The 11,799-nt window shown below is 63.4% G+C and carries 14 protein-coding genes; 6 read left to right on the forward strand and 8 right to left on the reverse strand.

Annotated features, from left to right (window positions below):
• Positions 1 to 6: 6 nt before the first annotated feature.
• The 5 genes from U5A89_RS03670 to U5A89_RS03690 all read right to left on the reverse strand — a co-directional run bounded on the left by U5A89_RS03670 (position 7) and on the right by U5A89_RS03690 (position 4,101).
• Positions 7 to 621: a hypothetical protein gene (locus tag U5A89_RS03670; protein ID WP_338159815.1), complete on the reverse strand. Its 615-nt coding sequence runs from the start codon at positions 619 to 621 to the stop codon at positions 7 to 9.
• Position 622: 1 nt separating this feature from the next.
• A complete protein-coding gene (locus U5A89_RS03675) occupies positions 623 to 1,354 on the reverse strand; it encodes a HupE/UreJ family protein (RefSeq protein ID WP_338159816.1) in 732 nt (243 codons plus the stop codon).
• Between the two features lie 9 nt (positions 1,355 to 1,363).
• A complete protein-coding gene (locus U5A89_RS03680) occupies positions 1,364 to 1,744 on the reverse strand; it encodes a hypothetical protein (RefSeq protein WP_338159817.1) in 381 nt (126 codons plus the stop codon).
• Between the two features lie 28 nt (positions 1,745 to 1,772).
• On the reverse strand, positions 1,773 to 2,516 hold the full coding sequence (locus U5A89_RS03685) for a DUF4198 domain-containing protein (protein ID WP_338159818.1): 744 nt from the start codon (positions 2,514 to 2,516) through the stop codon (positions 1,773 to 1,775).
• A gap of 166 nt (positions 2,517 to 2,682) precedes the next feature.
• Entirely contained in the window at positions 2,683 to 4,101 is a 1,419-nt protein-coding gene (locus U5A89_RS03690) for an aldehyde dehydrogenase family protein (protein ID WP_338159819.1), read from the reverse strand.
• A 145-nt stretch (positions 4,102 to 4,246) separates the two neighbouring features.
• Between U5A89_RS03690 and U5A89_RS03695 the strand changes: the two genes are divergently transcribed.
• On the forward strand, positions 4,247 to 4,693 hold the full coding sequence (locus U5A89_RS03695; protein ID WP_338159820.1) for a MarR family winged helix-turn-helix transcriptional regulator: 447 nt from the start codon (positions 4,247 to 4,249) through the stop codon (positions 4,691 to 4,693).
• A 97-nt stretch (positions 4,694 to 4,790) separates the two neighbouring features.
• Positions 4,791 to 6,932 (forward strand): acetate--CoA ligase family protein, encoded by a 2,142-nt coding sequence (locus tag U5A89_RS03700; RefSeq protein WP_338159821.1) that lies wholly within the window; start codon positions 4,791 to 4,793, stop codon positions 6,930 to 6,932.
• Between the two features lie 47 nt (positions 6,933 to 6,979).
• Here U5A89_RS03700 and U5A89_RS03705 read toward each other — a convergent pair whose 3' ends face one another.
• The 3 genes from U5A89_RS03705 to U5A89_RS03715 are packed head-to-tail and all read right to left on the reverse strand — an operon-like array spanning position 6,980 to position 8,650.
• Entirely contained in the window at positions 6,980 to 7,483 is a 504-nt protein-coding gene (locus tag U5A89_RS03705) for a DUF3237 domain-containing protein (protein ID WP_338159822.1), read from the reverse strand.
• Positions 7,484 to 7,496: 13 nt separating this feature from the next.
• Entirely contained in the window at positions 7,497 to 8,246 is a 750-nt protein-coding gene (locus tag U5A89_RS03710) for an SDR family oxidoreductase (protein WP_338159823.1), read from the reverse strand.
• Between the two features lie 14 nt (positions 8,247 to 8,260).
• Positions 8,261 to 8,650 carry a nuclear transport factor 2 family protein gene (locus U5A89_RS03715; RefSeq protein ID WP_338159824.1) on the reverse strand — a complete coding sequence of 130 codons (390 nt, stop codon included), beginning with the start codon at positions 8,648 to 8,650 and terminating at the stop codon, positions 8,261 to 8,263.
• Between the two features lie 117 nt (positions 8,651 to 8,767).
• On the opposite strand from U5A89_RS03715, the gene U5A89_RS03720 reads away from it, so the two are divergent.
• From U5A89_RS03720 to fghA, 4 genes are all read left to right on the forward strand, one after another.
• Positions 8,768 to 9,163: a nuclear transport factor 2 family protein gene (locus U5A89_RS03720; protein WP_338159825.1), complete on the forward strand. Its 396-nt coding sequence runs from the start codon at positions 8,768 to 8,770 to the stop codon at positions 9,161 to 9,163.
• Between the two features lie 56 nt (positions 9,164 to 9,219).
• Entirely contained in the window at positions 9,220 to 9,762 is a 543-nt protein-coding gene (locus U5A89_RS03725) for a MarR family winged helix-turn-helix transcriptional regulator (RefSeq protein WP_338159826.1), read from the forward strand.
• 74 nt (positions 9,763 to 9,836) lie between these two features.
• Positions 9,837 to 10,949: an S-(hydroxymethyl)glutathione dehydrogenase/class III alcohol dehydrogenase gene (locus U5A89_RS03730; protein ID WP_338159827.1), complete on the forward strand. Its 1,113-nt coding sequence runs from the start codon at positions 9,837 to 9,839 to the stop codon at positions 10,947 to 10,949.
• A complete protein-coding gene (fghA, locus tag U5A89_RS03735; RefSeq protein WP_338159828.1) occupies positions 10,949 to 11,794 on the forward strand; it encodes an S-formylglutathione hydrolase in 846 nt (281 codons plus the stop codon). Before U5A89_RS03730 ends, fghA begins: the two co-directional genes overlap by 1 nt.
• The last annotated feature ends 5 nt before the right edge of the window (positions 11,795 to 11,799 follow it).

Below are 11,799 nucleotides of genomic sequence, written 5' to 3' on the forward strand. Positions count from 1 at the left end.
TGCTCTTCACGCGCCCTTGGGCAGGAAGAGATCCTTATAGAAACCGACCGTCTTGACGGTCACGGTGACGGGCGTGTCGCCCTTGTTGCGGAAATACCAGCCATGAGTGCCGTCGAACGGCGCGGTGAAGTCGCCCCGGCCGCCGGTCAGTTCCAGTTCCTTCCAGTAATCGGTGAACGACCCGTCGGTCGCGCCGGTCTTCTCACCATGCATTTCGGCCTTCACCGGGCCGCCGGTCGACGCCCATTTGAAGATGAAACTGTCGCCCTTGACCATATGCGCCTTGACTTCCTGGCCGCTATGCGGTGCCAGCGTGACGGTCATCTCATCCTGCCGCCAGGCCGCCGACTTGGCGATGCTCGCCTTGGTCGGGATCGCGATGTCGCTTGGCGCGGCGGCGGCTTCCGGCGCAGGCGTGGCCTCTTCGGCTTCGCCCGCCACCATGCCGTTCAATCCGATCGCCGTGCCGACGCCGGTCGGATCGATGCCATATTCGGCCGGCAGCACGAACAGGGTGACGATGGCGATCGCCGCCAGCGCCGCGCCGCCGATCGCCTTGGCGAGCGTGGCGGGCGCGGGGCTTATGCGGACGGGCAGGGCGGATGCGTTCTGTACGGTCATGTCAAATCCCCTTGGATGTGAAGTAACCGGCTATTTGATAGCCGATGAGAACGAAGCCGGCGGTCATCAGCGCGGCGTTGGCGACGATCGCGCTGCGGTTGAAACTGGACGACATACGCCACAAGTTCATCAGCAACAGGATGAGCGCCAGCGCCATGAATTGGCCCAATTCGACCCCGATGTTGAAACTAATGAGATTATATATCATCCCGTCTTTTGCGAGTGTCAACTCCTGCAACTTGGTCGCTAGGCCAAAACCATGGAAGAAACCGAAGATCAGGACGGCTGCTTTGGGATTAGGCGACACGCCGAACCAGGTCTTAAACCCGTCCAGATTGTCGATTGCCTTGTAAACCACGGACAGGCCGATGATCGCGTCGATCAGGAAGGGATTGGCGCGGATATCGAGCAGCACGCCCAGTAGCAGCGTGGTGCTGTGCCCGATCGCGAATAGCGTCACATAGGCGCCGACATCCTTGAGCCGATAAAGGAAAAAGATGACCCCCGCCAGGAACAGCAGATGATCATATCCGGTGACCATATGTTTGGCCCCCAGATACATATAGGGGATGATATTGATCCCCGACGCGCCTTCGATGAAGGCCTTGTCATTCTCATTGACGCCATGCGCCCAGAGCGTTGAACTCAGAAACGCTAGGGCAAGGCCTCCAAGCAGCAGCGCAACCCGCCGCATGGTTTTGGAAAGAAGCGGTGGGCGGATCGCACTGTGCATGGCGTGTCCTTATTTGGCCTGGAAGGTGGCGAAGCTCTTGGCCCCGCTCTTGTCGATCAGCGCAACGACCAGCTTCGCGCCCTTGACGGTCTTGAAGCCCGCCGCGCTCAGCTTGTTGCCGCCTGCCGGTTTCAGCGCCGCTTCGGTCTTGGCGCCCGCGACGGTCTGGGTCAGCTTGGCGGTGAAGCTCGTAGCGACCAGCGGCTCATCCTCTTCGCTCAGGTAAACATCGACGCCCTTCGGACCGGCGACCAGTTCGAACATCGTCTCGCCGGTCATCTGGACCAGGCCGCCATGCTGCGGCTTCATGCTGCCATGGGCGTGCAGCATGGCAGGCGCGGCGATCAGGGCGATTGCGGTGATGCCGGCGCGGAAAAGATCGGTCTTCATGGCTATTCTCCTGATGATGATGTGACTGTCATTCCGGCGCATGCGGCAGGACGAAGGACAGCGACGCACGATACTCCTCATGGTCCACCTTCTTGTCGCTGGTCGGCGCGACATATATGGCCATCAGCACGTTGATGCCCTGGTTGCGCAGCTTGACGGTGGCGGTGCCATCCGCGCCGGTCTTGGCTGGCGCGGCCTCGTCGGGATCGTTGACATAATCCTGCATCACGATCGCGCCCGCGACTGGCTTGCCCTTATAATAGACCCGCACCTTCATCGGCGCGCCCATCGTCTGGGGGATGGCAAGGTCGGCGGGAACCAACTGCAACATATGCCCCTCGAACAGCGGCACCGGCTTGGTCGGCACCTGGTTCAGATGGACGGCATATTTGAAATTATGTTCGGCCAGCGTCGCGTTGGGCACTTCGTCGCGCCCCTTATTGTGCCACTCGCCATCAGGCGTCTTGCTCCAATAGCCGTAGTCCATGATCGCCGCGACTGCGGCGACCGGCTCGTCGCTGTCCACTACCGGGATCGCGCCGGCTTCGCGAAGGCGGGTGGCGACCGGCGCCCAGTCGCTGTCATAACCGGTGACCGCCTTGACCAGCGGCAGGCGCTTGACCGCATCCAGATCGTCGGCACCCACGCCATAGATCAGCGCCAGTTGCCGCGCGCGCTGTGCGAACCAGATGCCATGGGCGCTGGCGGGAACGGCCATGGTGGCGAGGGTGACGGCGCCGATGGCGGCGGTGGCGAGGCGGGATAAGGCCATATGCGAACTCCTCGATCAGGGGTTGTCCCCTGGCATCGAGGCTAGGATGGCTACACGAGCGATTGTTCCGAATATGGCAAATGATGGAGTGGAAAATATCAAAGAAGAAGGGCCGAAGACGCATTTCGCGTCGTCGGCCCTTGCTCATGTCACAAAGGAAAGACGGTCAGGCGTCTTCCAGCGCCACGATGTTGACGATATGCGCCTGGGTATATTCCAGCAGTCCTGCCTCGCCCAGTTCCGCGCCCAATCCCGACTGTTTCACGCCCCGGAACGGGATATTCGCATCGATCGCCAGATGCTGGTTCACCCATACCGTACCGGTGTCGATCTGCATCGCCACCTGCGTCGCGCGGGCGACATCCTTGCCCCATACCGTCCCTGCCAAGCCATAATCGCTATCGTTGGCGCGGGCGATGACATCGGCGATATCGTCATATTTCAGCACCGGCAGCACCGGGCCGAACTGCTCCTCGCGCACCAGTGGCGCATCGTCGTCCAGGTCGCGCACGATCGTCGGGGCGATGAAATAGCCCGGCCGGTTCATTGCTTCGCCGCCCGACAATATCGTGCCGCGTTCCCGCGCGTCGGCGATCAGCGCATTGACCTTGTCGAACTGCATCTTGTTCTGCACCGGGCCGATCGTCGTCCCCTGCTTGGATCCGTCATCGACGATCGCCTCCTTGGCGAGCCGGGCCAGCTCATCGCAGAATTCGTCATACATGGGCGCGGGCACATAAGCGCGCTTCACCGCGACGCAAATCTGCCCGGCATTGGTCATCGCGCCCTGATAGACTTTCTGCGCCACCTGCCGCGCATCGACATCGTCCATCACGATCGCCGCGTCATTGCCACCCAGTTCCAGCGTCACGCGCTTCACCGTTCCTGCGGACGACGCCATCACCTTCTTGCCGGTCGCGGTCGATCCGGTGAAAGCGACCTTAGCGATATCGGCATGGCCGGTCAGCAACGGCCCCAGTTCATTCTGGTCGCACAGGATGTTGAGCACGCCCGCAGGCAGGATCTCTTGCGCCAGTTCGCCGAACAGCAAGGTGGTCAGCGGCGTCGTCGGCGCAGGCTTGGCGACCATCGTGTTGCCGGTCATCAATGCCGGACCCAGTTTGTTCATCAGCAGGATCAGCGGAAAATTCCATGGCGTGATCGACGCGACGACGCCCAACGGCGTGCGATGTTCGATCACCTTGTTGCCGCCTTCGTCCTTCAGAACCTTCGGCTCCACCCGCATCGCGGCAAAGGCGCGCAGGGTGAAGACGCTGCCCATAATCTCATAGCCCGCCTGGTCCAGCGGCTTGCCCTGCTCGCGCGTCAGCAGGCTGGCGAACTCGCCGATCCGCGCCTCCAGCGCATCGGCCAGCTGGCCCACCAGCGCGGCGCGCTCCTCCACCGGCGTCGCGGCCCAGCCGGGCTGCGCGCGCTTGGCGGCTGCAATCGCCCGTTCGGCCAGCGCTTCGTCGGCCTTGGGGCAGGCGGCGAAGGCCTGCGCCGTGGCCGGGTTCACCACGTCGAACGTGCTGACGCCCTGCACCAGGTCGCCGTCGATCAGCATCCGATATTGATGATCCATGAGTCGCTCTCCATTATGGTTATCGTACTCCGATCCGGACGGACACTTGGCTATCGCTTTCCGGAGCGGGGCACTCTATCCTGTATATGTGCGCCTGGGATACAATTTTGACAAGAGGATATCGCGCAGGATGAAGAGTGGTGGGATGAATCAGGGAGCCGATCTCCAATCGCTCGTCGGCTATCGCGTCCAGCAGGCCAATTTGCTGATGGAAACCGATGCGCGGGCGGCTTTGTCGGACTTCGAACTGTCGCCAGCCAAGATGACTGCGCTGGCGCTCATCCGCGACAATCCCGGCTGCGACCAGACGACGCTCGGCCGGGCGCTCAGCATCAACCGCTCCAGTGCGATGAAACTGGTGAACCTGCTGGCGGACAAGGGGCTGGTCGAACGGCAACCGGGGCGCGACCTACGCACCAACGCCCTGATGCTGTTGCCCGAAGGCGCGCGTCGGCTGGAAAAGATGTTCGCCATGGTACGACAGTCCGATGCCCGCATGACGGAAGGCTTAAGCGCCGATGAGATCGCAACCCTGTGCACCCTGCTCGATCGCCTAGGCCCGGCCTCACCAGTCGCGGATGACGAGGACTGAACGACGCGGGCTTGCACAAACTGTATCATAGGCGCACAATTGACGCGAACAAGCGGCCGATTCGACGGGACAGCGCCGCTGCGATGGAGAGATGCGCGTGACCGAAGCTGTTTGCCTGGATGGACCCGAAACCAATGGCGCGCGTACCCCTTCGCTTGACTGCCTGCTGCGCCCCCGCTCGGTCGCGATCGTCGGCGCCTCCGACAAGCCCGGCGCGCTGGGCGCCTCGGTGCTGGCGAACCTGATCCGGCAGGGCTTCGATGGCGACATCCATCTGGTGAATCCCAAGCGCACGGAGATCGGCGGGCGCCCCTGCATCGCCTCGGTAGATGATCTCCCCACAGCTGTCCATGTCGCTGTTCTCGCTATCCCCCGCGCGGGCGTGCTGGACGCGATGCGCGGCCTCGCCCGGCGCGGTGTCGGCGCGGCCGTCATCTTCTCCGCGGGCTTTGCGGAGGATGGGCCGCAGGGTCTGGCCGACCAGCAGGAAATCGGCCGCATCGCCCGCGAAAGCGGCATGGTGGTGGAAGGGCCAAATTGCCTGGGCCTCGTCAATTTCCGCGACAATGTCTCGCTGACCTTCATTGAAATGCCCGAAGCCCGCGCGCAGGGCGACCGCCGCGTCGGCATCGTCTCGCAATCAGGCGCGATGGCCGCCGTGCTGGCGACGACCATGATCCATCGCGACGTGCCGCTCAGCTGCTACATCTCTACCGGCAATGAAGCCGCCAGCGGGATCGAGGATTATCTCGCCCATCTGGTCGATCAGCCCGACACCGCCGTCATCGCCCTTATTGCCGAGCATGTCCGCGACCCCGCCCGCTTCCTCAAAGCCGCGCGCGCCGCAAAGGCCGCGGGCAAGGCCGTCGTCCTGCTCCACCCCGGCCGCAGCGCGGCGGGCGCGGCCAGCGCGGCCACCCACACCGGCGCGATGGCGGGCGACCATGCGGTCATGGCCGTTCACGTCCAGCGCGCCGGCGTCACCCTGGTCGACTCACTGGAGGAACTGGGCGACGTCGTCGAAATCCTCGCCCGGTCGCAAGGTGTGGGCGCAGGCGGCACCGGCGTCATCGCCGAATCCGGCGCGTTCAAGGCGATGATGCTCGACCTTGCCGAAAGCGTCGCCCTAGACCTGCCCATGCTCACCGACGCCGACAGCCCGTCCCTGCGCGCGGCGCTACCCGACTTCGTGCCCGTCACCAATCCGATGGACATCACCGCCCAGGGGCTGGTCGATCCCGGCCTCTATGGTCGCACGCTTGCCGCATTGGTGGAAGACCCGCGCATCGCGACCATCGTCCTTACCCTCATCCAGACCGACACCGGCACGTCCCACGTCAAGTTCAAGGCGGTGCTGGACGCATTGCGCACCTTGCAACCGACGAAGCCGATCATCGTCGGCGGCGTGGATGAAGGCGGCGGCGTCTTCGCGGACGATCTGGCCGCCTTGCGCGCGGCGGGCGTCACCTACCTGCCCACCGCCGAACGCGCGCTTCGGGCGCTGGCCCGCATCACCAACCATAGCAAGCGCGCCGAAGACATCGCGCCGCTCGACGCCGATCCGGTCGCCGACCTCAGCCAGTCGGGCAGCAGCATTCCCGAATATCGGTCGAAGGCAATCATGGGCGCGCAGGGCATCGCCTTCCCCGCCTTCGAACTGGCCCAATCGGCCGAAGACGCCGTCGCCGCCGCAGATCGCCTCGGCTATCCCGTCGTCCTCAAAGCGCAATCGCCCGAACTGCCGCACAAGAGCGATGCGGGCGGCGTCATCATCAACCTGGCCGATGCCGCCGCCGTGGCGGCGGGCTGGGATCGGCTAATGGCCAACCTCGCCGCGTCGCGCCCCGACCTGTCGCTGGACGGCGTGTTGGTAGAGGGGATGGCGGCCAAGGGCGTCGAACTGATCGTCGGTGCGCGCAACGATCCGCATTGGGGACCGACCATATTGGTGGGCTTTGGCGGCGTCGCGGCGGAATTGCTGCACGATGTCTGCCTGCTCCCGCCAGACCTGACCCGCGACGCCATCATCGCCGAAATACGCACACTCCGCATGGCGCCGTTGCTCGACGGCTTCCGCGGCGCGCCCGCGATGGACATTGGCGCGGTCGCCGACATGGTCCAGCGCCTCGGCCAGATGGTCGCCGCCACGCCTGCCATCCGCGAGGTCGATCTCAACCCGGTGATCGTCTATCCGCAGGGACAGGGCGCCATCGCCCTGGACGCGCTGATCTCGCTTTGAAACTCACCGTGCTCCCGCCCCTGCGCGGGAGCACGGTGCTTTATGCCTCACGTCAGCGCATAATATCGCAGCACATTCCCATCCGCGCGCCGCTCCCCCACGCCGATGAACACATGCTTGGTCAGCCAGTCATGCTTCCCCACCGGGCATTCGAAACTGGGATTGCCGCGCAGATAATAATCCTGTTGCTCCACCGGCTGGCCGTCGCCGAACGCCCAGTCGCGCAGCCGCGCCATCGTGTCGGGCTTTCGCCCCCACAGAAAACCGCGATTGTTGAGCAGGATCAGCGTGCCATCCTCCTCCTCCAGCATATAACGCGCGTCGAACACCGCCACATCGTCCGGCCGGAAATAGGCATAGTCGCCGCCCGATCCCGGCACCGCCTTGCCTTTGATCCGCGGGCCTTCGAACGTCCCGCCATCGACATAGACGGCGCTGCGATTGCCGCCCATCGGCGTGTTGACGATGGTCTGCACTCGCGGAAACTGCAGCCGAACTTCCATCGCGAATTCCAGCCGCGGATTGTCCAGCGTCGAAAACATGTCCATCATGCTAACTCCCCAATCACCCTAACTCTAGCGTTCCGCCATCGACAAAGAGATTGGCAGCAGTGATAAAGCTGGCCTCGTCCGACGCCAGGAACAACACGGCGCGCGCGACCTCTTCCGCACGCCCCATGCGCTGCATCGGTACGGCGGCGATCATCGCCTTGCGCATTGCGTCCACATCCGCCTCGCTCATGCCCGGATTGCGATGCAGCAACGGCGTCTCGATCGGGCCGGGACTGACCAGGTTGACGCGAATGCCCTCGCGCACCAGTTCGCCCGCAATGACCTTCAGCGCCGCATACAGCCCGCCCTTGGCCGCGGCATAGGCGGTGTTGCCTGGCACGAACCCATGACCCCCGATCGATCCCGTCGCGACGATCGATCCGCCCCGACCCATCAGCGCCAGCGCCTTCTGGATCGCGAACACGCATCCGCGCAGGTTCACGCCATGGACATGGTCCCAATCGTCGGGCGTCAGATCGCGGAACGGCGCAAAACCCCCGACGCCCGCATTGACGAACAGCGTGTCGATCCGCCCGTCCGCTGCCCCGATCGCGGAGATCACTGCGTCCATCGCATCCAGATCGGCAATGTCCGCGCGATAGCCTTTCGCGCCATCGATGCCCGCGACCGCCGCGTCGATGGTCGCCTGATCGCGCCCGGTGATCCGCACGCGCGCGCCTTCCGCCGCAAAGGCCTGCGCGCTCGCCAGGCCGATGCCGCTATTGCCGCCGACGACCAGCACGACCTTGTCCCTGAACCGCATGATGGTCTCCTGACTCAAAAGGGCGAATGGGGATTGGGGCTATCGGTGGGCACGTCCTGCACCACGTCCCAATGTTCGACGATCATCCCGCCTGCGATGCGAAAGATATCCATCACCGCAAAGCCCGGATCGCCATCGAAGCGCCGCACATGATAATGGACGATCACATGGTCGCCATCGGCAAAGCGTCGCTTGATGTCGTGCACCGCATCGGGATTTTCCCCGCGCACCTTGCGCAGGAACGCCTTCAGCGGTGCCAGCCCGGTATCGACCCACTGGTTATGCTGAATATAGTCCGGCGCGATGAAGCCGTCCGCCGCATCCGCGTCCATCGGTATCAGCACATGGTCGAACATCGCCTGCACCAGGTCCAGGTTGCGCTGTTCCTGCGGGGTATAGCCCATATCCGCTCCTGTCGTTTTCGCTGGCATTATCCCGCCATTTGGCTTTACGATAACGATCGTTATAAAAAGGGCAAGCGGGCATCGTAAAAATCTGCCCGGGAACAAGAGGAGAGGGTGATGCAGCGTGCCGACTATGATCGCTATGCGCAGGCATTCAACGATCGCGATTACGACACCGTCTATGATTTCTACGCCGACGGCGCGGCCATCCGTTTCTTCGGCGTGGATTTAGGTTCGCGCGCTGCGTTCAAGCGTTTCTACGCCTTCCTCCACGCCCATGTCATCGAAACGCTAACGATCGAACGCTTCGCAGCCAGCGACACGCTCGTCGCGCTGGAAGGGATCATCCGGGTCGAAGGCATTCAGGATCTCGACGCCGCCACGCTGGCCGCGCGGGGGCTGGACCAGTTCGCTCCCATCGCCAAGGGGCAGGTCCAATCGATGCGCCAATATATCCATTATCATGTCGAAAACGGCCGCTTCACCAGCGTGGGTTGCGCAATAATGGGGTGAACGATCGCTCATGGGCAGCTTGACTTGCAAGCTGCCAGATGCCCTATCGGAAAACCATGTCGAACAGCAGCCCGCCCAGTAAGCCCTCCGCGCCACATGCTGCCGAAACCAGCCCGGCCGATACGCTCCATCGCGTGCTGCGTCTGGCGAACAAGCTGATGGCGCCTTTCTCCACCTATTTGGAGCATCGGTACAAGATCAGCCTCAACGAATTTCGCCTGCTGATGCTGATCGGTCGCAACCCCCATACGGCCAGTCACGAACTGGCCGAAATGACCGGGGTCAATCCGATGAGCGTATCGCGCGCCGTCGCCGCGCTGCAGAAACATGGCCGCATCATGGTGGAGCGCGATCCGGGCAACAAGCGGCGCAAGACGCTGATCCTGACCGACGAAGGCCAACGGCTCTACGGCCTGATGCGCCCGCAGACGGACAAGGTGGCGACCTATCTCGTCTCCGATCTCGCCAGCAGGGAGGTCGATATGCTCAACCAATATCTCGATACGCTGGTCGACACGCTGGAGGCCGTGGACGCGGATGGCAACAGCCGCTTCCTTGAATTTACCCGACCCGAAGGCGAAGACGAACCCGCCACCTGATCCCCGATGGCGCGGCATGCTTTTGCCTGCACCATCCCACCTGTCCGGCACCAATCACATACGGGAGTATAGCCATGAAGACCCGCGCCGCCGTCGCCTTCGAAGCGAAAAAGCCGCTTGAGATCGTAGAGGTCGATCTGGAAGGGCCGAAGGCCGGCGAAGTGCTGGTCGAGATCATGGCGACCGGCATCTGTCACACCGACGCCTATACGCTCGACGGCCTCGACAGCGAAGGCATCTTCCCCTCGATCCTGGGTCATGAAGGCGCAGGCATCGTGCGCGAAGTCGGCCCTGGCGTCATCTCGGTCAAGCCCGGCGACCATGTCATCCCGCTCTACACGCCGGAATGCCGCCAGTGCAAAAGCTGCCTTTCGGGCAAGACGAATCTCTGCACCGCCATCCGCGCGACGCAGGGCAAGGGGCTGATGCCCGATGGCACGACCCGGTTCAGCTATAAGGGCCAGCCGATCTTCCATTATATGGGCTGCTCCACTTTCTCCAACTTCACCGTCCTGCCCGACATCGCGGTCGCCAAAATCCGTGAGGACGCGCCGTTCCAGTCCAGCTGCTATATCGGCTGTGGCGTGACGACGGGCGTCGGCGCGGTCATCAACACGGCCAAGGTGCAGGTGGGCGACAATGTCGTCATCTTCGGGCTGGGCGGTATCGGCCTCAACGTCATTCAAGGCGCGCGCTTGGCTGGCGCGAACAAGATCATCGGTGTCGACATTAATCCCGACCGCGAAGAATGGGGCCGCAAGTTCGGCATGACCGACTTCCTCAATTCCAAAGGCCTGTCGCGCGAAGACACGGTGGCCAAGATCGTAGAGATGACCGACGGCGGCGCGGACTATACGTTCGACGCGACCGGCAATACCGAAGTGATGCGCACCGCGCTGGAAGCCTGCCATCGTGGCTGGGGCACGTCGATCATCATCGGCGTGGCCGAGGCTGGCAAGGAGATCACGACACGCCCGTTCCAACTCGTCACCGGCCGCAACTGGCGCGGCACGGCGTTCGGCGGGGCCAAGGGCCGCACCGACGTGCCCAAGATTGTGGACATGTACATGACCGGCAAGATCGAGATCGACCCGATGATTACTCACGTCATGGGTCTGGAGGATATCAACACCGCCTTCGACCTGATGCACGCAGGCGAATCCATCCGTTCGGTCGTGGTCTACTGATGGAGACGGTCAGCACCAATCGCGCCTTCGGTGGCGTACAGGGCGTCTATAAACACGCCTCCACGGCCACGGGCACGGACATGACCTTTTCGGTCTATGTGCCGCCACATGAAGCGGGCGCGACGCTTCCCGTCGTCTGGTATCTGTCCGGCCTCACCTGCACCCACGCCAATGTGACGGACAAGGGTGAATATCGGCGCCTCTGCGCGGAACTGGGCCTCATCTTCGTCGCCCCCGACACCTCGCCGCGGGGTGAGGGCGTGGCGGACGATCCCGACGGCGCCTATGATTTCGGGCTGGGCGCGGGCTTCTATGTCGATGCGACGCAGCACCCCTTCGCGCCGCATTACCGGATGTGGACCTATGTCACGCAGGAACTGCCTGCGCTCCTCGCCGCGCATTTCCCTGCCGACATGGATCGCCAGTCGATCATGGGCCACTCCATGGGCGGCCATGGCGCACTCACCATCGGCCTGACCTTCCCTGATCGTTACAAGGCCGTCTCCGCCTTCGCGCCGATCGTCGCGCCCTCGCAAGTGCCCTGGGGACATAAGGCGCTGGGCGGCTATCTGGGCGACGACCGCGCAGCCTGGCGCAAGCATGACGCCGTCGCGCTGATAGAGGATGGCGCGCGGGTCGCCGACCTGCTGGTCGATCAAGGTGACGCCGACAATTTCCTCGCCGAACAACTCAAGCCGCGTCTGCTGGAACAGGCCTGCACGGCCGCCGGCATCCCGCTCACGCTGCGTCTTCAGCCGGGCTACGACCATAGCTATTATACCATATCGACCTTCATGGCCGATCATCTGCGCTGGCACGCCGCGCGGCTGACGCTGGACAGCTAGACCCT

Source organism: Sphingobium sp. HWE2-09, assembly GCF_035989265.1.
Classification (GTDB): domain Bacteria; phylum Pseudomonadota; class Alphaproteobacteria; order Sphingomonadales; family Sphingomonadaceae; genus Sphingobium.